Source organism: Capnocytophaga sp. FDAARGOS_737 (assembly GCF_009730375.1).
Classification (GTDB): domain Bacteria; phylum Bacteroidota; class Bacteroidia; order Flavobacteriales; family Flavobacteriaceae; genus Capnocytophaga; species Capnocytophaga leadbetteri.
Map to the genome: position 1 here is coordinate 1,434,575 of NZ_CP046316.1, position 20,488 is coordinate 1,455,062.

Genomic DNA, 20,488 nt, shown 5'->3' on the forward strand with positions numbered 1-20,488 from the left:
CACATATCAATAATATGGAAATGAAAATAGGAAATTTTGACAGTTTTGCTACTGAGCATATAGATGAAAATGCAGAATTTATACCCCTACTAACTACCGAAGATGAGGAAGAAATAGAGCGCGAACGTGTACCCCACGTATTGCCTATCCTTCCGCTTCGCAATACAGTACTTTTTCCTGGTGTAGTAGTCCCTATTTCGGCAGGACGCGATGCCTCTATACGTCTTATCAATGAGGCTAATGAAACTACTAAAACAATAGGAGTAGTAGCACAAACTGATGAAAACACCGAAATACCCGAAGGAAAGGATGTATATCGATTAGGTACTGTAGCACGCATATTAAGGGTGCTAAAAATGCCAGACGGCAATGTAACCATCATCATACAAGGAAAAAAACGCTTTCAGATAGAGGGTATAGTAGAGGAAAAACCTTATATAAAAGCTGCTATCACAGAAGTATCAGATATAAAACCTGATACTAATGATAAAGAATTTGAAGCTACTATAGATGCCATACGCGACTTAGCTATCAAAATCATTCAGGAAAACCCTAATATACCTTCAGAAGCAGCTTTTGCTATAAGAAATATAGAAAGTACCTCTTTCTTGATAAATTTCATTGCTTCTAATATGAATGCTACAGTACTTGAGAAGCAAGCTGTTTTAGAAATAGATGAGTTAAAAGAGCGTGCGACTGCTATTTTAAAATATTTAAATATTGACTTACAGAGACTTACCTTGCGCAATGAAGTACAGTCAAAAACGAGATTTGATATTGATAAACAGCAGCGCGAGTACTTCCTACATCAGCAGATGCGCACCATACAAGAAGAATTAGGTGGTGTATCATACGAACAAGAGATAGAAGAACTCAAAAAGAAAGCTAAAGATAAGAAGTGGGACGATAAAATAAAAGAACTTTTTGAAAAAGAGCTTAGCAAGCTACAACGTACTAACCCCAACAGCCCTGACTATGGCATTCAGCGCAATTATTTAGAAGTATTGTTAGAACTGCCTTGGAATGAATATTCTAAAGATAACTTCGACCTAAAACGTGCTCAGAAGATACTAGACAAAGAACATTACGGATTAGATGAAGTAAAACGCCGTATCATAGAATATTTGGCTGTACTGAAGCTACGTAATGATATGAAATCACCTATATTATGCTTCTATGGACCTCCTGGTGTAGGGAAAACCTCTTTAGGACGCTCTATAGCCAAAGCTTTAAACAGAGAGTACGCGCGAATGTCGCTTGGAGGTTTGCACGATGAGGCTGAAATACGTGGACACCGCAAGACTTATATAGGGGCAATGCCAGGGCGTATATTACAACAACTTAAAAAAGCCAAGACCTCTAATCCTGTATTTGTTTTAGATGAGATAGATAAATTAGGCAATAGTAGCTATCAAGGTGACCCTTCAGCAGCTATGTTAGAAGTGCTCGACCCAGAACAAAACAAAGAGTTTTATGACAACTTTCTAGAGATGGGGTATGACTTATCAAAAGTGATGTTTATTGCTACTGCGAATGATCTTTCGACAATTCAGCCGGCTCTGCTCGACCGAATGGAAATCATAAATGTATCAGGTTATACTATAGAAGAGAAAACTGAAATAGCCAAACGCCACTTATTGCCTAAACAGTTAAAAGAGCATGGTATGAAAGCCACAGATATACAGCTAGGTAAGAAAGAAATAGAACGTATTGTGGAAGGCTATACACGCGAATCAGGAGTGAGAGCTTTAGAAAAAGAGCTTGCTAAAGTAGTGCGCTACGGAGCTAAAAACTTAGCTATGGAAGAAGCTTATGCCCCTAAAATCAACTTTGAAACTATAGAGAAGATATTAGGCCCTGCCCGTTTAGAACGCGACAAATACGAAGATAACGAAGTCGCAGGAGTAGTAACTGGGCTTGCATGGACAAGTGTGGGAGGTGATATATTATTTATAGAATCAGCTCTTTCAAAAGGAAAAGGAGTACTAAACATCACTGGTAATCTAGGACAAGTAATGAAAGAATCAGCTACTATAGCCCTAGAATACCTAAAATCAAACGCTGACCGCTATAATTTAGACCCTAAGCTGTTTGAGAGTTATGATGTACACATACACGTACCCGAAGGTGCCACTCCTAAAGATGGTCCTAGTGCAGGAGTAGCTATGCTCACCTCACTAATGTCGCTATTCACCCAAAAACGAGTAAAAAAGAATTTGGCAATGACAGGCGAAATTACTCTACGCGGCAAAGTGTTAGCTGTAGGTGGACTGAAAGAGAAAATATTAGCGGGGAAGCGTGCTGGTATCAAAGAGTACATACTCTGCAAAGACAATGAAAAAGATATTTTAGAGATAAAAGAAGAATATCGCAAAGGACTTATCTTCCACTATGTCACAGATATGGAAGAAGTAATACGCCTAGCTATAACTAATGAAGATGTAAAACACAAAAAAGTTTTAACCTTATAAAAAACACTAAAAATGAACAAAATACAAGAAGAAGATATTATAGGCAACAACCATGTAGCTACTTCTGCAGTTACTCCTCTTAGAGCTGATGCCTTTGAAATGAGCGAAGCTGAAAAAATAGCAGATATTGAAACTCATATGCGTGCTATACTACACACACTAGGAATGGACTTGACAGATGATAGTCTGAAAGGTACTCCTAAACGAGTAGCTAAAATGTTTGTAAAGGAAATTTTCGGAGGCTTATTGCCAGAACGCAAACCTTCAATGTCTACTTTCGACAATTCGTATCATTATGGAGAGATGCTTGTAGAGAAAAACATAGTAGTTTACTCTACTTGCGAACACCATCTATTGCCTATAGTAGGACGTGCGCATGTGGGATATATCTCAAACGGAAAAGTATTAGGGCTCTCAAAAATGAATAGAATAGTAGAGTACTATGCTAAACGTCCTCAGGTACAAGAACGCTTAACCCTACAAATAGTGCAAGAGATGCAACGTGCCTTAGGTACTGAAGATGTAGCGTGCATTATAGATGCTAAGCACTTATGTGTGAACTCGCGAGGGATAGAAGATATAGACAGCAGTACCGTAACAGCAGAGTTTGGTGGCAAGTTTAAAGACCCTGAAGTCAGAAAAGAATTTCTAGAATATATAAAGTTAGAGACCAGATTTCACTAAAAAAAAGACATCTGAGGGGAGGGAGGAAAAATATTTTTTCTTTATTATTATGTATTTCAAAAAAACATCGTATATTTGCCTCACTAATTTAAAATTTTAAAAGATGAGGATAAAATTTACTTCAGCAATTTTATTAGTAGCGTTGATGTTTTCTTGTAAGTCCGCTACTACCCATCAGGAGGCAGATACAACCGCTACAGCCAATTATGAGGTTATTCCTGCCCCTCAGATGATATCTAAACCTTCAATGAATGCTAATAAGCCCTTTGTGCTTACTGCAAATACGAAAATCACCTATCCTAAAGGAGATGTTGATTTAGAGCGATATGCAGGCTTCTTGAAAGAGTATATTCAAAAGCAATCAGGTATTGCTCTCAACATTGCTCTCGATGAGGGAAAACCTTCTAATAACATTGTTCTCCTCCAAAACTACAATAATGAAAACAAAGAAGGTTACCAAGTTAGTATTGATGCTGATCATATCACCATCAATGGAGCTTCTAAAGCAGGTACTTTCTACGGTATACAGTTTCTCAGAAAATCTATTCCTGTCCTAAAAACTAAAAAAATTATCTTCCCTGCTCAGCAAATCACTGATCAGCCTTACTTCGCCTATCGTGGAGGACATTTAGACAGTGCACGCCACTTCTTTACTGCTGACTCTATTCGTATCTTTATTGATATGCTTGCCCTTCATAATATGAACCGTTTCCATTGGCACCTTACTGATGACCAAGGTTGGCGATTTGAATCTAAGAAATATCCTGAACTTACTGTTATAGGTAGCACCCGTAGCCAAACAATGGTAGGAAAACAATGGACTACCTTTGATGGCAAACCTCACGGAGGGTTCTACACACAACAAGAAATGAAGGATATTGTAAAATATGCCGCTGACCGTAATATTACTATTATCCCTGAAATTGACTTACCAGGACATATGGTAGCTGTCTTAGCTACTTATCCGCAGTTAGGCTGTACAGGAGGGCCTTATAAGGTACGTGAAACTTGGGGAATAGCTGATGATGTACTTTGTGCTGGCAACCAAGAAACATATAATTTCATAAAGAATATATTAGAAGAAGTTACTGAGATTTTTCCTTCACAATACATTCATATCGGAGGTGATGAATGCCCAAAAGTTAGTTGGAAAAAATGTCCTAAATGCCAAGCTAAAATTAAAGAATTAGGTATAAAAGGTGATGACAAGCACTCTGCCGAAGAGTATCTACAAAGCCACATAATTACATATGCTGAACAAGTATTAGCTAGCAAAAACCGTCGTATTATTGGTTGGGATGAAATCTTAGAAGGAGGATTAGCTCCTAATGCTACTGTAATGTCTTGGCGCGGCATCAGTGGTGCTATAGAGGCTGCTAAGTCTAACCACGATGCTATTATGACCCCTATGTCTTTCTGCTATTTTGACTTTTATCAAACTGACAAAGTTGATACTGAACCGCTTGCTATCGGAGGTTATGTACCTGTAGAACGTGTATATTCTTTCAATCCTTATCCTGATGCTCTTACTCCTGAACAACAAAAACATATCTTAGGGGTACAGGCCAATATCTGGACAGAATATATGAAAACCTTTAAACACGTAGAGTATATGGCTTTACCTCGCTATGCAGCTTTGGCTGAAGTACAATGGCATAACCCTAAAGACGCTAAAAACTATAGTGCTTTCTTACAACGACTTTTGCGTCTTATCAATATCTATCAGCTTGAGGGATATAACTACGCTAAACATATTTTCAATGTACGTGCTGAAGCAAAACCTGAAGTAGGTGATATAAAAGTCACTTTTTCTTGCCTTGAAAACACCCCTATCTATTACACTACTGATGGTACTGAACCTACTAAAAATGCTACAATATACACTCAACCACTAAAAATAACAAAAACTACAGACCTTAAAGCAAAGGCTTTTGGTAGTGAAGGTGAGAGCAGTTGGGGACAAAAGTTTATCTTCAACAAGGCTACTGTTCGCCCTATAACATTTCTTAGCAAGCCCACTCACAACTACACTTTCAACGGAGCTATCACTTTAGTGGATGGCCAGAGAGGAAATAAGAATTCGCGCTCAGGACAATGGTTGGGATTTAGTGAGGCTCCTTGTGAAGTAGTTATTACTTTGCCAGAGAATACCCCTATCAAGGAAGTATCTTTCAAATCTTTTATAGATACTGGTGATTGGATTTACCCTCCTACCCATTTTGAAGTACAAGGTTCTACTGATGGTAAAAACTACGAAACACTTGCTAAAGAAGATTACCAACTACCTACTAAACATTTTAGAGAAATAAAAGATTATAAACTTTCTTTTAAAGAAAAGAAAGTAACTTATCTGAAAGTTAAAATTAATGAGGTGAATAAAATACCTGCTTTTCATAACGGAGCTGCAGGGAAACCAGGTTTTTTATTTATTGACGAAATAGAAGTTAATTAATGGTTAAATTTTAATGGTTAATGAAAATAGGCTGTCTGAATATTCAGACAGCCTATTTTTTTATTATTTAGTATTTAACTACTTTTTGCTCGGTAGAGGGTAAGTACCTTCTACTAAGATACTGCTATCTACATCTTGTAAATTCCTATGACCTGAAAAAGCCATAGTAGTATCCATTTCATCATAAAGGATTTGTAGTGCACGAGTTACTCCTTCTTCACCATAAGCACCTAATCCGTATACAGGGGCACGTCCAAGCATAATACCACGAGCACCCATAGCCCACGCTTTTAACATATTCTGACCTGTATAGAAACCAGAGTCAATCCATACTTCTGTTTGACTACCTACCGCACTTACAATATCTGGAAGAGCTTTGATAGATGAAATAGTATCATCCATTTGGCGACCTCCGTGGTTTGATACGATAATGGCATCAGCACCGTACTTCACAGCATCCATAGCATCTTCAGGTGTCATAATACCTTTTAAGATGATAGGACCTCCCCATAATTCCTTTATTTCAGCAATATCTTTCCAACTAAGACTTGGGTCGAATTGTTCTTTCGTCCAAGAAGAAAGTGAAGAAAGGTCTGATACATTCTTAGCGTGTCCTGCTATATTGCGGAATGTCCAACGACGATTTCCGAAGATATAACGCATTCCCCAAGGAATTTTAGTAGAAAGGTTGATAATATTAGGAATCGTAAATTTAGGAGGGGTAGATAGACCATTTTTAATATCGCGGTGACGATTACCAAGTACTTGTAGGTCTACAGTTACCATTAAAGCTGAACATTTAGCTTCTTTAGCACGTCTGATAAGGTCTTTCATAAACTCGCGGTCGCGCATTACATATAACTGGAACCAGAAAGGCTCTACTCCTGCTTCTGCTAAGTCTTCAATAGAACAGATAGACATAGTAGATAGCGTAAATGGAATACCAAACTTTTGAGCCGCTTTAGCCATATGGATTTCGCCATCAGCCCACATCATACCCATAAAGCCTACTGGAGCAGTCATTGCAGGGAATTTCACCTTTTTGCCTAAAAGAGTGCTTTCGAGGGTACGATTATCCATATCAACCAATATTTTTTGCTTAAATTTGATAGGGTTGAAATCGGATACGTTATCGCGATAAGTCGCTTGTGTCCACGAACCAGTATCTACGTATTCGTAGAACATTTTGGGAACATTGCGTTTGCAAACTACACGCAAGTCCTCAATGTTTGTCATTTTTGTTAAATCTCTCATTTAATGAAGTTTTTTATAATTTGTTTTATTACTCCTTATAGCATTTCCTTTTGGTTAGAAAATCTATAAAGATTTCTTTTTCTTATTTCGGTGGCAAATATATACAATTATTTTTACTTGCAAAAGAAAAAAAAGAAAATTTATAGTAATTAGGGTTATTGTTCGTTTATCCTTCGCTTATCGTTCGGTCATCCTTCGCTCATTGTTCGGTCATCCTTCGCTCATTGTTCGGTCATCCTTCGATGAATTAGAGGGGTTGACTGGTAGCTAAAGTGTGATAAATAGAGGGTGGTAATAGTTGTTGTTTTTTTAGCTTTTTTGTGCTACCTTTGCCGCCTCATAATTTCAAAAATATGGCCAATATTTTATTTATAAAAAATCAAACACAACTGACAGAACGGGCTATTGAGCATACTCTAGAACTACTTTCCGAAGGCTGTACTATTCCTTTTATAGCTCGCTATCGCAAAGATAAAACTGGTAATCTGGACGAGGTGGCAATTGAACGTATTGCTAAAGCTCAGAATGAATATGACAATATTTGCAAGCGAAAAGAAACCATTTTATCTTCGATAGAAGAGCAAGGAAAACTTACCGATGAACTCCGCCAACGTATAGAGACTTCTTTTGAACTAAATGAGTTAGAAGACCTTTATTTACCTTATAAAAAAAGGCGCAAAACTAAAGGTGATGTGGCTAAAGAAAACGGCTTGGAGCCTCTTGCCAAACAGATTATGGCACAACGCCCTGCTGACTTGTCTTCGCTTGCCTCTCGTTATCTATCTGATAAGGTAACTACTGAAGCTGAGGCTCTACAAGGGGCTTCGGATATTATAGCCGAATGGATTAATGAAAATATGTTTATTAGGCGTACTCTTAGGAAAGTTTTTCAACGCAAAGCCCTCATTGTTACTGAGGTAGCTAAAGGGAAAGCTGATGAAGAGGAAGCTCAAAAATACTCACAATATTTTGATTGGAATGAGTCATTAGCTAAAGCCCCTTCGCATAGGGTGTTGGCTATGCTCAGAGCTGAAAAAGAGGGATTTATAAAGATGAAAGTACAAGTTGATACAGAGGAAACTTTGCCTTTCATAGAAAAAAATATCATCAAGAGTAGTGGAGAAATAGCTGACTTTTTGCAGAAAACCATAAAAGATAGTTACAAACGCCTTTTAGAGCCTTCAATTGCCAATGAAACACTTCAGGAAGCTAAAGATAAGGCTGATAGCAAAGCAATTGCCGTGTTTAGTGAGAATTTATCGCAACTATTATTGGCTGCCCCTTTGGGTGAAAAGCGGATTTTGGCTATTGACCCTGGTTATCGAACCGGCTGCAAGGTGGTATGCTTAGATGAAAAAGGCGACCTACTGCACCACGATGTTATTTATCCTCACGCGCCTCAGCAAGATACAGCTACTGCTACTAAAAAGCTGCGCACAATGGTTGCTCAGTATAAAATAGAGGCTATTAGTATAGGTAATGGTACTGCTTCGCGCGAGACAGAAGCCTTTGTAAAATCGGTAGCATTTCCTCAGTCAATAGAAATATTTGTAGTGAGTGAAGCAGGAGCATCGGTATATTCAGCCTCTAAGATAGCACGAGAGGAGTTCCCTAACGAAGACGTTACTGTACGAGGAGCTATATCTATCGGTAGGCGTCTATCAGACCCTTTGGCAGAATTGGTGAAAATAGACCCTAAAAGTATAGGTGTGGGGCAATATCAGCACGATGTGAACCAAACGCTATTGAAAGAAGAGCTTGACACTACTGTGATGCGCTGTGTAAATAAAGTAGGTGTTAATCTGAATACCGCCAGCAAGTCGCTATTGAGTTATGTGTCGGGTATAGGTGACAAGATGGCAGAAAATATAGTAGCGTACCGATCTGCTAACGGAGCCTTCAACAAACGAGAAGCCTTGAAAAAAGTACCGCGTTTGGGTGATAAAGTATACCAGCAAGCTGTAGCTTTCTTGCGCATCAAAGAAGGAGATAATCCGTTAGACAATTCGGCTGTACACCCTGAAGCCTACCCCATAGTACACAAAATGGCAAAGGATTTGGGATTGCCTACGGAGAAACTTATAGGCAACAAACAAGCTATTGCAACCATTGATATTCAGAAATATATCACTGATGAAGTGGGTATATTATATCTAAAAGATGTGTTAAAAGAACTTGAGAAACCTGGTCTTGACCCTCGACAAGCTGCTAAAGCTTTTGCTTTTGACCCTAATGTAAAGACTTTTGATGATGTAAGGGTAGGAATGGTATTGCCAGGGATAGTGAATAACATCACCGCTTTTGGTTGTTTTGTGGATATAGGATTGAAAGAGAGTGGTTTAGTACATATTTCGCAACTGAAAGACGGTTATGTATCTGATGTAAATGAAGTAGTAAAACTCCACCAACAAGTAGAGGTAAAGGTGACGGAAGTAGATGAGGCAAGGCATCGGATATCGCTTTCAATGATACTTTAAAAAATGAAAATATATTTTTTTTCATTTTTTTTTGGTTACGTGATATTTTTTTTGCATCTTTGCAAATATTTTTAAAGACTTCCACCAGAGAGATGATGAGAAGGCTTTTATTATCAACAGATTAGCTAAAAAATAGTAATAGACTTTTTTATATATACATAAAAACAAATGAAAAAATTTGATAAAGAAGTGTACCTAAAATGGTACGAGGACATGCTCTTTTGGAGGAAGTTTGAAGATAAACTGGCAGCGGTTTACATTCAGCAAAAAGTAAGAGGATTCTTGCACCTATACAACGGTCAGGAAGCGGTAGCAGCAGGATGTTTGCACGCTATAGACCCTACTAAGGACAAGATGATCACTTCGTACAGATGCCACGTACACCCTATTGGTTTGGGCGTAGACCCACGTAGGATAATGGCTGAACTATACGGTAAAGGTACTGGTACTTCACTCGGTTTGGGAGGATCAATGCACATTTTCTCAAAAGAACATCATTTTTATGGTGGTCACGGTATTGTGGGCGGACAAATAGCTTTAGGAGCTGGTTTGGCTTTTGCTGATAAATTCTTAAACCGCGACGGAGTAACCCTTACTTTTATGGGTGATGGAGCTGTGCGCCAAGGAGCTTTTCACGAAACGCTTAACTTAGCTATGCTTTGGAAACTGCCAGTAGTTTTCATCGTAGAAAACAACCACTACGCAATGGGTACTTCAGTGGAAAGAACTGCTAACCACGTAGACATCTGGAAATTAGGTTTAGGTTATGAAATGCCTTGCCAAGCGGTAGACGGTATGCACCCTGAAACAGTAGCTGAAGCAGTATACGAGGCTGTAGAACGCGCTAGAAGAGGTGATGGGCCTACCTTATTGGATATTAGAACTTACCGCTACAGAGGACACTCTATGTCTGACGCTCAACACTATCGTACTAAAGAAGAGGTGGAAGAGTACAAGAAACAAGACCCTATCACCAACGTACTAAGCGTAATAAAAGATAAAAAATACGCTACAGACGCTGAATTGGAAGCTATAGACGAACGCGTGAAGAACTTGGTAGCAGAATGCGAGAAATTTGCAGAAGAGTCGCCATACCCAGAACACCATATAATGTATGATGTAGTATACGACCAAGAAAACTACCCATTCTTGCGCAGTAGACTGTAATTAAAATAAAAACACTAATATAAATAACAACATAAATGGCAGAAATTATCAATATGCCACGACTCAGCGACACCATGGAAGAAGGTGTTGTAGCAAAGTGGCTAAAAAAAGTAGGCGATAAAGTAAACGAAGGCGACATTTTGGCTGAGATAGAAACAGACAAAGCTACAATGGAGTTTGAATCGTTTCATTCAGGCACCCTATTGTACATAGGTTTACAAGAAGGTGAAAGTGCAAAAGTAGATACCCTATTAGCTATCATCGGTAAAGAGGGAGAAGACATTTCGGCTCTTATTGGTGGTGGAGCTCCTGCCCCTGCCAAAGCTGAAGCAGCTGCTCCTGCTGCAGCTCCTGCCCCTGCTGCTACTGGTGCTGCTGTACCTGCAGGTGTAGAAATAGTAACTATGCCTCGCTTGAGCGATACTATGACAGAAGGTACTGTAGCTTCTTGGTTGAAAAAAGTAGGTGACACTGTAAAAGAAGGCGATATTTTGGCTGAGATTGAAACAGATAAAGCCACAATGGAGTTTGAATCATTCTATGCAGGTACCCTATTATACATAGGTTTGAAAGAAGGCGAAAGTGCTTCAGTAGATTCACTTTTAGCTATTATAGGTCCTGCTGGTACTGATGTAAATGCCGTATTAGCGGCTGTACAAGGTGGTGGTGCTGCCCCAGCAGCTCCTGCTGCTAAAGCTGAAAGTAAAGAAGCTGCTCCTGCGGCTGCCCCAGCAGCTACTAATGCTAATGACCGTGTATTTGCTTCGCCTTTAGCTAAAAAAATAGCTCAAGATAAAGGTATCAACCTAACAGAAGTAAAAGGTAGTGGTGAAAATGGACGTATCATAAGAAAAGACGTAGAAAACTTTACTCCAAGTGCTAAAGCAGCGGCTCCTGCCCCTGCAGCTGCATCGGCTGCTATACCAACAGTAATACCTGTAGGTGTAGAAGTAACTGAAGAAGTGAAGAACTCACAAATGCGTAAAACAATTGCTAAACGTCTATCAGAATCTAAATTCACAGCGCCTCACTACTATTTGGCAATAGAAATAGATATGGACAATGCGATGGCATCGCGTGCTCAAATTAACAGTTTGCCAGATACAAAAATATCATTCAACGATATGGTAGTAAAAGCGTGTGCTATGGCTCTTAAGAAACACCCACAAGTAAATACCTCTTGGAAAGGAGATGTAACCGTGTATAACAAACACGTAAATGTAGGTGTTGCAGTAGCTATAGAAGACGGATTAGTAGTACCTGTAATCAAATTTACTGATACGCTAACGCTTACCCAAATAGGTGCTTTAGTAAAAGACTTAGCTGGTAAGGCACGCAACAAGAAATTAACTCCTGCCGAAATGGAAGGAAGTACTTTCACAGTGTCTAACTTAGGTATGTTTGGAGTAGATGTATTTACCTCTATCATCAATCAGCCTAACTCAGCAATCCTTTCAGTAGGTGCTATCATCGAAAAACCAGTAGTGAAAAACGGACAAATAGTAGTGGGACACACTATGCAAGTAACCCTTGCGTGCGACCACCGTACTATAGACGGTGCTACCGGTGCTCAGTTCTTACAAACACTGAAATCATATATTGAAAACCCTGTAACTATGCTTGCATAGTATAACAGAGAAAAGGAAGAAAAATCGCTGCGGCTTATGGCTTGCAGCGTTTTTTTTATGGCACTAATTTTGTTATTTTAGAAAAAAAGAATACCTTTGCGTGCTAATTACACAATTGCTTGATATGAACAAGAGAAACGCAAAAACGATTTGGTTACTACTTACTACCTTTTTACTGCTGCAAAGCTGTAAGAAAAATCCTGCTTCGCACCCCGATTCATCCTTAAGAGACACGGGAGAAGAGATTTATAAAGAAGCGCTAACCATTGGCGTAGATACTTCTGCTGCTACCTTTGAAAAACTATTTATAGCTGATGCTGACCAAAAGAAAGGTGTACAATCAGATACTTATAACTATTACACACAAAATGGAAATAAAACACGTTGGCTGTACCAAGATATGCCTTCGCGGCTGTTTGCTGAGTATCTCAGCGTATTAGACAGCATTACCAACGATGGACTAAACCCTGAGACTTATAGGCGCAATGCCTTAGCAAAGGCGGTAGACAGTGCTTATACCCACCAATTATCAGATGAATACAAGGCTAATTTAGACAAGGAAATCACTGCTTCATTCTTTTTACTAACACAACACCTCAGCAAAGGGCGACTTAGCAGAAAAAACTATGGCAATCACTCGTGGATTCCTCCTAAAAGTAAAAGGAAAAATGTAGATTTACTTTTAAACATAGATGATAAGCAGCCTCTAAGCACTGTAATTAACGGTTTATTACCCCAAAGTAAGCAATATCAGCAGATGAGAGAGAAATACGTTCTGCTAAAAAAACAAACACTTGATTCTGCTGAGACTATTGATTTTGCAAACTTTAAAGATTTCGTATACGGCTATACTGCCCCTGTAATAGAAAAGTTGCGCAAAGGACTTAAACAAAAAGGTTTTGAAGCTATAGCAGAAGCTGACCCACAGACTGTAGATAGCACTTTAATACGCACTGTACAGCGTTTTCAAGAGAGTAAAGGACTTACCCCTGACGGAGTATTGGGCAAACAAACGCTCTACTTTATCAATATGAACGATACAAGAACACGCGACCTACTAAAGCTAAATATGGAGCGTATGCGGGTGTTTAACAACTACTTAGGAGATCATTATGCTATTGTAAATATTCCTGATTTTAAGCTCTTGCTATTTGAGAAGGACTCTGTACTATTTGAAACGAGAGTAGTAGTTGGAAAATCGGCTACCTCTACCCCCATTTTTACGGACACTATACAGTATGTGGAGTTCAGACCTACGTGGTCAGTACCGCAAAGTATCATCAAAAAAGAAATGATACCCCAAATAGTATCGCAAGCTAACCCCGAAAAATACAAAAATCGCGGTTATACGATGTATGAAAATGGTAAAAAAGTAGACCCTACCCAAGTAAATTGGAATGACCCAGCTGTACATAAGAGAGGATTCTACTTTGTAGAAGCCCCTTCAGCCAACAACTCGTTAGGCTTAGTAAAGTTTATCTTGACTAACGGTATGAGTATCTACCTACACGATACCCCTTCTAAGCACTTTTTCGACCGCGATTACCGCGCCTTGAGTCACGGATGTATACGGGTGCAAAATCCTTCGGAACTTGCCTATCATTTACTAAAAAATGAAGAGAGCCAGACTCCTTGGACAATAGAAAAAGTAACTGAAGCGATGCAAAATACTAAAAGAAGTCAGTATCGCATTGCACTGAAGACTAAATATAAGGTAAACATTATCTACTACACCGCTTGGGTAGATAACAACGGAGAGGTAGTTATTAAGAACGATATTTACGAGCTTGACACCCCTCAGCTAAATGAAATAAAGCGGTTTGAAAGTTAACTTTCAAACCGCTTTATCAATTATGAATTTTGAATTATGAATTAGACTTCAATCCTTTTTATTTCTTCTTTTAACGCCTCAGAGGCCTCTACTAATGGCAAGCGCACATAAGGCTGACATAAGCCTTTAGCTGCTAAAATAGCTTTGATACCTGTAGGATTACCCTCTTTGAAAGCGGCAGCCATCTTAGGCATTAATGCATAGTGCAATTTATTAGCTTCGACTGTCTTACCTTGTAAGCCTAAGCGCACCATTTCTGAGAACTCTTTTGGATAAGCAATGCCAATCACTGAAATAGCTCCACTACCCCCCATATATACTGAAGGTAGCGTAGTAGCATCATCACCAGAAAGGAAGGTAAAATTAGCAGGCATATCTTTGAAGATATTCATATCGAGTTGCAAATTACCAGAAGCCTCTTTTACAGCCACTATATTCTCGAAATCATTAGCTAAACGCAGTATCGTTTCAGCTGTAAGTGATACTCCTGTACGTCCTGGTACATTATAAAGAATTATAGGTAACGGAGTTTCTGTAGCTACTGCCGCAAAGTGTGCATACAAGCCATTTTGCGAAGGTTTGTTATAATAAGGTGTAACCGAGAGTATCGCTACAAAATGAGTTAAATCGGTAGTTTTGATTTCATCAATTACATTCTGCGTATTATTACCACCGATACCTAAGACCAAAGGCAAACGCCCTTTATTTGCCTCGATAATAGTGCTGCGCACTATCTTTTTTTCTTCCTTAGTAAGTGTAGGAGCTTCGCTAGTAGTACCTAAAACTACTATGAACTCTACCCCACCGTCAATCACATAGTTCACTATATTGGCTAATGCCTTAGTGTCTACCTGCCCATCGGCAGTAAAAGGTGTAATTAGGGCAACACCTGTCCCTTTTAGTTGGCTTGTCATAATTTTTCTATTTATGAATAATTGTACTTAAAACTTTTTTCACTTCGTTTACGAATACGGCTTCCTGATTAGGGGTACAACCGATGACTATATCATTATATTGTAAGTCAATACCTTGGAAACCAATGCGCAATTTGGCTTTGATAGACGAAGAAAGCAGCAACAATGGCAGCTTGGGTTCATTAAAATAATTGATAAGCAAATCGTACTCCTGCTCAGCCAAACGGTCGGCGTGGTAATTGCGTATTTTGCCCTGCCAATTGATTTCTTTATCAATGAGAATAGGTGTACCGTTAGCGTGTGTTTCTTCTGATACACGTTTATACCCTAAAATGATATAGTTTTCGGGACGTATGGCATAATACTTAATAAGCCCCAAAAGCGGATTAACATCTTTTACAACGTCCATATCCACTATACAGCCCACTTTGGTTAATTCATTGTTTAACAATTTATTATAATTATCCAAAGCTTTAAAATTCTTGCCAATTTTATTTTTTATATAATAATTCTTTACTATTTCCAAAATATTTGTAATTTTGCGTGTGATTGCAAAGGTAACAATAAATTTTAAATTTAAAAGATTATTTATGAGAAAGTTTAAACAATTAAATCATTACTTCATCGTGTCATTGATTGCGATAGGGCTTCTCAGTGCTTGCGCTGCCCATATCAACAAACCAGAATTGACAAAAGTAACAGCAAAAAATATAGTAATTACCGATACTATACCCTCTCTAAATCAGGTAGATAAGTTTATTATGCCCTATAGGAAGCACGTAGAGGAAGAAATGAGCAAAGTGCTGAGCCAAAATGCAAATGACTTAGTGAAAGACCGTAAACACCCACGGCTAAATACTGCTATCTCTAACCTATTTGGTGATACTACTTACGAAATTGTATCGCCTATTTATAAAAAACGCACAGGTAACGATATTGATTTTGTGCTGATGAACTGGGGTGGCATTCGCGCTGACCTTGCTAAAGGCCCGGTAACAGTGGGAGATGCCTACGCCCTTATGCCATTTGAAAACGAGGTAGTAATCGTAACAATGAAAGGTGAAAAAGTGCAAGAATTAGTTGATTACCTTATCAAGCACCGCCTCCCCCACCCTCTCTCTAAACAGGTAGCTCTGCAAATAACCCAAGATGGAAAAATTGTACAATTCACCATTAATGGTAAGCCTTTTGACCCCAACGCCACCTACAGAGTAGCTACTTCAGACTACCTATTCAACGGTGGTGATGCTATGTACTTTTTCGGCAACCCTATACAAAAAGAGGATACCGGCTATAAAATACGCAACGTATTGATTGATTACTTTAAACAAACAGACGTGATAGACGCTAAAGAAGACCACCGTTTTGAATACAAACCTTAGAATTATTATGGAAAGAAGAACATTTATTAAAAATATAGGAGCTTCCTCTCTACTTGTAGGCTTAGGAGGACTTGGCTCGCTATCTATGAAGCCTAATAATGCAAAGCATATCACTATTTTGCATACTAATGACACTCATAGCCATATAGACCCTCTACCCCTAAATGACCCCATTAACCCCAATAAGGGAGGGGCTGCCCGTAGAGCACAACTGATAGAACGCATTAGAAAAGAAAACTCTAATACGCTGCTGTTTGATGCCGGTGATATCTTTCAAGGAACGCCCTATTTCAACTTTTACGGAGGAGAATTGGAGTTTAAAGTAATGTCGATGTTGCGATATGATGCTGCCACATTAGGCAATCACGATTTTGACAACGGCTTAGAAGGACTTTATGCCCAACTGCCTCACGCTAAATTTGATTTTATCATCTCGAACTACGATGTAAGCAACACAATACTCAACGGGCATACAAAACCTTATAAAATATACTTAGTAGATGGTATAAAAATAGGAGTTTTTGGTATTGGTGTTGAATTGGAAGGATTGGTAACTAAACAGAATTATGGGGAAATTGTATATCTTGACCCTATAGAAATAGCACAAGATATGGAGCGAAAATTACGCAATGAAGAAAAGTGTGACCTTATTATCTGTCTTTCGCACATAGGTTATGACTATAAAGATAACCCTAAAAAGGTAAATGACCTAAAAGTAGCTGCCCAAACTTCGCATATAGACCTTATTATCGGAGGACATACACACACTTTCTTAGACCGTCCTACCTTGGTAACTAACAGAAGCGGCAATACTACTTTAGTAAACCAAGTAGGGTGCTATGGCATCAATTTAGGGCGTATAGACTTCTATTTTGAAGAGAATACATTAGTGAAAAACCAATCAGTAAGTATTGAAGTATAAGTAGTTAGAAAATAATATGCAAAAAAGTTGCTCTTTTTTTTGCATATTAAAAAAAGTTATGTACCTTTGCAACCGATTTAAAGAGCAGGCCTGAGTGGCGGAATTGGTAGACGCGCACGACTCAAACTCGTGTTCTTCGGAGTGAGGGTTCGATTCCCTCCTCAGGTACAAAAAAAGCTATCCTAATTAGGATAGCTTTTTTTATTGTCTTTACTTAGGTAGTTATTTTATAGTATCTAACTTCCCTTGCGATTTGAGCAACTCTATTTCTGCTAACTTGTAATCTAAAAGTGCATTTGTATAGTTATTCTTTGCATCAGACAAAGAACGTTCTGCATCTAACAAATCGGTGAGAGAAGCTAAGCCCTGCTGGTAATTATTCTGCGTATTGAGCAACACTTCTTCAGCTAACTTTACATTTTCTTTTTGTGAATCTATTGTAAGTAGATTATTATTTAGTTGGCTATGAGCATTTTCATAAGCCAAATCCATAGCGAGGTGGGTGTCTTTGAGGGTAGCTTCTAAAGCTTGGCTTTCTATCTGAGCTTGGCGTATTTTAGCTGTAGTGCCAAAACCTGAAAAAATAGGTACACTAACCCCTAACGTAATAGACGAATAATCAGCCCCATATACTTTATCCTTTTTACCATAAATAATTGGCATTTTAGGCCCCATACTTAAATAACCATAAGTAGCTTGTAACATCAAAGAAGGATAGAGAGCTGCACGTTTTACCTTTACATTGATATCCAAAAGTTGTTTCTGTTTTTCGAGGACTTGTAACTCTATGCGATTGTTAGTGCCTCCTTTGGCAAAAGCAAGATCGTAATTAGCTTCAAAACCATCTTTAGGAAGTATGATTTGCTCATTCATAGGCATTCCTATCATATATTTGAGAGCATTTTCAGAGAGTTGTAGTCCGTTAAGGGCTTGCTGTCTTGCAGACTTAAGATTATTCAGCGCTACTGTGGTACGATCTAGGTCTATTTTTTTAGCTAAACCAGCTTCGTTAAGACCTTTTACTACCCCTGCTGTCTTCTCGGTAAGGGCTAGGTTTGCTTCTACATTTTGCAACATCTGACGGGTTTGATATACCTGATAATAGGCTTTAGCTACCTTTTCGATAATCTCATTCTCAGTAAGTTGTTGATTAAGCAGATAAAACTCGTGAGTAGTGCGTGCTGCTTTAAGCCCCATAAATACAGCTTGACTGAAGAGCATTTGAGTAAGTTTAGCTTCAGCATTAGCTGACCATTTTTGTCCCATTTCCATTTTTAAAGGGCCACCACCAGGTATACCAAAGGTACTACCATCAATATAAGTGGCTTGTAACTTAGGGTTGTATACCATACCACCTGAAGCTGCAAGGTTAGGCAGTGCATTAGCACGTACTTCTTGTATCTGGTATTCACTCTTCTTCACATCTAAGCGCGCTTTCTCAGCATCGGCTTTGTGTTCTAAAGCGTAATGTATTGCATCTTTTAGCGTAAGTTCTTTTTGTTGTGCAAAAGAAATTGCTGTAGCACACAGCAAAATAGTTGTAATGATTCTTTTCATTGATATTTGTTTTTATATGTTAGATAGGCTTTTAAACAAGCTTTTTTTATATTAATTTTTCATTTTTAAGCTGCAATACGCGCTCTAATTCTTTCATACCTTTTTCGTTTACCACTATCCTGAAAAAATACTCCATAAGGGTATAAATAGTATCCCAAAAAGGAAATTCTCTCTCAGGAAAAGTGTTGGCAACAGAACGCAAACGTTGTACACTAGAGTAAAAGGTTTTATAAAAATTTACATTGATATCCTCTCTAAAAAGTCCTTCTTTCCAACCTTTTTCTAAGAGTTTATCTATAAAACGCGCATCAGACTTAGCAAATTCTATCTCCATACGCTCGTAGGTTTTGGAGTAGTATTTTTGAAGTTCCCAAATAGGACGGTCACTATTGATATTGAATATCTCTTTTACTTTTTTCTGATTGCGGTATACATTTTCTATTACCGAGCCATCACCTTGTACAAAAGCTTCTACATCTTTGCAACTCATATCTAAGGCATAATCTAATACTGCCTCTACTAAGTCGTTTTTAGAAGGGAAGTGCTCATAAAGCGTTTTTTTTGATATTCCCATTTTGCTTGCTAAATCGTCTATTGTAAAGGTTTTAAACCCATACTGCATAAAATCATTCAGTGCGCGCTTTACTATTTCTTCTTTCATACTTATATTAATTTGTCAATTTGCTAATTAGCAATTTACCAATTGCTAATCATCTTGAATTCGGGGACAAAGGTAGTATAAAAAAACTTAATAAACAAAAAAAGTTTCCTACTTTTGTAAGAAACTTTATATTTTTTAACCATTATAAACTCAAGAAGGTAAATCCTACACCCACTACTGTTTGCTTGTAATTATAGTCTATCAGCGAATCACCATAACCGTGGGAGGCTTGCAAAGCAATGCGTAAATCTCGGCTAAGAGGATATATCCAATTACACTCTATATGCGCTCGATTATGGTTGAGATTCAGATTATTGCGGAGCTTTAGAGAAAAGGCATTCTTTCTGAAAGGAAAAATCAAGGAGAGCTCGCATCTACCTATGTAATTCTCTATATCGGGATTATCGTCTTCGCGAGGCTTTTCAGTAAAACGTTTCCAAAAACGCGCATTTATTAGCACCTCATTCCACTGAAAAATACCCATCAGTATAAAGCGGTTCCAACTGCGCGAATGAGCAGCTTCTTTACCATTAGATTGGTGATTGACAGAAAGCCCTATCATTTTCATCTTGAAATCTCCTGCTGAAAGATTCAACGGATAAGTAAAAATAAGCTCTGGTTCATAGTTTATCTCTCTAAAAGGACGCGATAGTTTGCCATTATACATCTGCCAATAGGCCTGCTGTGTGAAAGCTACCCATACATCGCCTTTGCCAAAAGCATCTTGCATAATCTTAGCCTTAAGGCTCACCTGAAATTTAGTTTCAATATGCTGATAATCGCGCCTCTCAGGTACAGGGCGGTCTGGATTAAGGCTCTGGGGTTGCTCAGTAGGCACATCGGTAAAACGAAACGGCATCACATACATAGGCATATAGTCTACAAACTTAAAAGTACCCCGTTGGTCTTCGCGGTCGAGTTCCCAATTTTTTGAAAGGGCACGCTCTAATAGTAGTTTTTTGCTTATCACAGCTTCTTCTCTTGGAGGCTCTTGTAGTGTATCAATAGTAGTTGTTTCTTGTGCTACTGCGCTACTACCTATTATCAGTAGGCTTATCAGTAAAGTATTTTTCATTTCTTTATTTTTT

At 38.4% G+C, this 20,488-nt stretch carries 15 protein-coding genes and 1 tRNA gene; 10 read left to right on the forward strand and 6 right to left on the reverse strand.

Features of this window, described 5'->3' with window-relative positions; genetic code table 11:
• Positions 1 to 20 precede the first annotated feature (20 nt).
• The 3 genes from lon (at position 21) to FOC45_RS06405 (ending at position 5,607) form a co-directional block, all read left to right on the forward strand.
• The gene (lon, locus tag FOC45_RS06395) at positions 21 to 2,471 is read left to right on the forward strand and encodes an endopeptidase La (protein WP_052141374.1); all 2,451 of its coding nucleotides are present in this window, start codon (positions 21 to 23) and stop codon (positions 2,469 to 2,471) included.
• Positions 2,472 to 2,483: 12 nt separating this feature from the next.
• Complete coding sequence (gene folE / locus FOC45_RS06400; RefSeq protein WP_009389840.1) at positions 2,484 to 3,155, forward strand: GTP cyclohydrolase I FolE; 672 nt, start codon at positions 2,484 to 2,486, stop codon at positions 3,153 to 3,155.
• A gap of 103 nt (positions 3,156 to 3,258) precedes the next feature.
• Positions 3,259 to 5,607 carry a beta-N-acetylhexosaminidase gene (locus FOC45_RS06405; RefSeq protein ID WP_009389839.1) on the forward strand — a complete coding sequence of 783 codons (2,349 nt, stop codon included), beginning with the start codon at positions 3,259 to 3,261 and terminating at the stop codon, positions 5,605 to 5,607.
• A 78-nt stretch (positions 5,608 to 5,685) separates the two neighbouring features.
• Here FOC45_RS06405 and FOC45_RS06410 read toward each other — a convergent pair whose 3' ends face one another.
• Positions 5,686 to 6,861 carry an alpha-hydroxy acid oxidase gene (locus FOC45_RS06410; RefSeq protein ID WP_009389838.1) on the reverse strand — a complete coding sequence of 392 codons (1,176 nt, stop codon included), beginning with the start codon at positions 6,859 to 6,861 and terminating at the stop codon, positions 5,686 to 5,688.
• A gap of 353 nt (positions 6,862 to 7,214) precedes the next feature.
• Here FOC45_RS06410 and FOC45_RS06415 point away from each other — a divergent pair, with 353 nt between their 5' ends.
• The 4 genes from FOC45_RS06415 (at position 7,215) to FOC45_RS06430 (ending at position 13,964) form a co-directional block, all read left to right on the forward strand.
• Positions 7,215 to 9,338 (forward strand): Tex family protein, encoded by a 2,124-nt coding sequence (locus FOC45_RS06415; RefSeq protein ID WP_009389837.1) that lies wholly within the window; start codon positions 7,215 to 7,217, stop codon positions 9,336 to 9,338.
• A 168-nt stretch (positions 9,339 to 9,506) separates the two neighbouring features.
• Positions 9,507 to 10,505 (forward strand): pyruvate dehydrogenase (acetyl-transferring) E1 component subunit alpha, encoded by a 999-nt coding sequence (gene pdhA, locus FOC45_RS06420; protein ID WP_009389836.1) that lies wholly within the window; start codon positions 9,507 to 9,509, stop codon positions 10,503 to 10,505.
• Between the two features lie 35 nt (positions 10,506 to 10,540).
• Positions 10,541 to 12,133 (forward strand): dihydrolipoamide acetyltransferase family protein, encoded by a 1,593-nt coding sequence (locus tag FOC45_RS06425; protein WP_009389835.1) that lies wholly within the window; start codon positions 10,541 to 10,543, stop codon positions 12,131 to 12,133.
• A 124-nt stretch (positions 12,134 to 12,257) separates the two neighbouring features.
• Positions 12,258 to 13,964, forward strand: a complete 1,707-nt coding sequence (locus FOC45_RS06430) for a murein L,D-transpeptidase (protein WP_009389834.1) — start codon at positions 12,258 to 12,260, stop codon at positions 13,962 to 13,964.
• 41 nt (positions 13,965 to 14,005) lie between these two features.
• Here FOC45_RS06430 and dapA read toward each other — a convergent pair whose 3' ends face one another.
• Entirely contained in the window at positions 14,006 to 14,878 is an 873-nt protein-coding gene (gene dapA / locus FOC45_RS06435) for a 4-hydroxy-tetrahydrodipicolinate synthase (RefSeq protein ID WP_009389833.1), read from the reverse strand.
• Between the two features lie 7 nt (positions 14,879 to 14,885).
• Positions 14,886 to 15,404: a hypothetical protein gene (locus tag FOC45_RS06440; RefSeq protein WP_009389832.1), complete on the reverse strand. Its 519-nt coding sequence runs from the start codon at positions 15,402 to 15,404 to the stop codon at positions 14,886 to 14,888.
• A gap of 64 nt (positions 15,405 to 15,468) precedes the next feature.
• Between FOC45_RS06440 and FOC45_RS06445 the strand changes: the two genes are divergently transcribed.
• The 3 genes from FOC45_RS06445 to FOC45_RS06455 all read left to right on the forward strand — a co-directional run bounded on the left by FOC45_RS06445 (position 15,469) and on the right by FOC45_RS06455 (position 17,350).
• Positions 15,469 to 16,260 carry a 5'-nucleotidase C-terminal domain-containing protein gene (locus FOC45_RS06445; protein ID WP_034540395.1) on the forward strand — a complete coding sequence of 264 codons (792 nt, stop codon included), beginning with the start codon at positions 15,469 to 15,471 and terminating at the stop codon, positions 16,258 to 16,260.
• A 7-nt stretch (positions 16,261 to 16,267) separates the two neighbouring features.
• Positions 16,268 to 17,182, forward strand: coding sequence for a bifunctional UDP-sugar hydrolase/5'-nucleotidase (locus FOC45_RS06450; protein WP_009389830.1), 915 nt, complete (start codon positions 16,268 to 16,270; stop codon positions 17,180 to 17,182).
• 88 nt (positions 17,183 to 17,270) lie between these two features.
• Positions 17,271 to 17,350 (forward strand) — tRNA-Leu (locus tag FOC45_RS06455).
• A 54-nt stretch (positions 17,351 to 17,404) separates the two neighbouring features.
• Here the strand turns inward: FOC45_RS06455 and FOC45_RS06460 are convergent.
• The 3 genes from FOC45_RS06460 to FOC45_RS06470 form a co-directional block, all read right to left on the reverse strand.
• On the reverse strand, positions 17,405 to 18,739 hold the full coding sequence (locus FOC45_RS06460; RefSeq protein ID WP_009389829.1) for a TolC family protein: 1,335 nt from the start codon (positions 18,737 to 18,739) through the stop codon (positions 17,405 to 17,407).
• Between the two features lie 46 nt (positions 18,740 to 18,785).
• On the reverse strand, positions 18,786 to 19,400 hold the full coding sequence (locus FOC45_RS06465) for a TetR/AcrR family transcriptional regulator (protein ID WP_009389828.1): 615 nt from the start codon (positions 19,398 to 19,400) through the stop codon (positions 18,786 to 18,788).
• A gap of 142 nt (positions 19,401 to 19,542) precedes the next feature.
• Positions 19,543 to 20,475 (reverse strand): phospholipase A, encoded by a 933-nt coding sequence (locus FOC45_RS06470; RefSeq protein WP_009389827.1) that lies wholly within the window; start codon positions 20,473 to 20,475, stop codon positions 19,543 to 19,545.
• Positions 20,476 to 20,488 lie beyond the last annotated feature (13 nt).

Excerpts from the sequence above, each read along its gene's own strand:
- folE (WP_009389840.1), top strand. The coding sequence starts at position 2,484 with ATGAACAAAATACAAGAAGAAGATATTATAGGCAACAACCATGTAGCT.
- FOC45_RS06405 (WP_009389839.1), top strand. The coding sequence starts at position 3,259 with ATGAGGATAAAATTTACTTCAGCAATTTTATTAGTAGCGTTGATGTTT.
- FOC45_RS06450 (WP_009389830.1), top strand. The coding sequence starts at position 16,268 with ATGGAAAGAAGAACATTTATTAAAAATATAGGAGCTTCCTCTCTACTT.
- lon (WP_052141374.1), top strand. The coding sequence starts at position 21 with ATGAAAATAGGAAATTTTGACAGTTTTGCTACTGAGCATATAGATGAA.
- FOC45_RS06415 (WP_009389837.1), top strand. The coding sequence starts at position 7,215 with ATGGCCAATATTTTATTTATAAAAAATCAAACACAACTGACAGAACGG.
- FOC45_RS06430 (WP_009389834.1), top strand. The coding sequence starts at position 12,258 with ATGAACAAGAGAAACGCAAAAACGATTTGGTTACTACTTACTACCTTT.
- FOC45_RS06465 (WP_009389828.1), bottom strand. The coding sequence starts at position 19,400 with ATGAAAGAAGAAATAGTAAAGCGCGCACTGAATGATTTTATGCAGTAT.
- FOC45_RS06460 (WP_009389829.1), bottom strand. The coding sequence starts at position 18,739 with ATGAAAAGAATCATTACAACTATTTTGCTGTGTGCTACAGCAATTTCT.
- FOC45_RS06445 (WP_034540395.1), top strand. The coding sequence starts at position 15,469 with ATGAGAAAGTTTAAACAATTAAATCATTACTTCATCGTGTCATTGATT.
- FOC45_RS06470 (WP_009389827.1), bottom strand. The coding sequence starts at position 20,475 with ATGAAAAATACTTTACTGATAAGCCTACTGATAATAGGTAGTAGCGCA.
- FOC45_RS06425 (WP_009389835.1), top strand. The coding sequence starts at position 10,541 with ATGGCAGAAATTATCAATATGCCACGACTCAGCGACACCATGGAAGAA.
- FOC45_RS06410 (WP_009389838.1), bottom strand. The coding sequence starts at position 6,861 with ATGAGAGATTTAACAAAAATGACAAACATTGAGGACTTGCGTGTAGTT.
- pdhA (WP_009389836.1), top strand. The coding sequence starts at position 9,507 with ATGAAAAAATTTGATAAAGAAGTGTACCTAAAATGGTACGAGGACATG.
- dapA (WP_009389833.1), bottom strand. The coding sequence starts at position 14,878 with ATGACAAGCCAACTAAAAGGGACAGGTGTTGCCCTAATTACACCTTTT.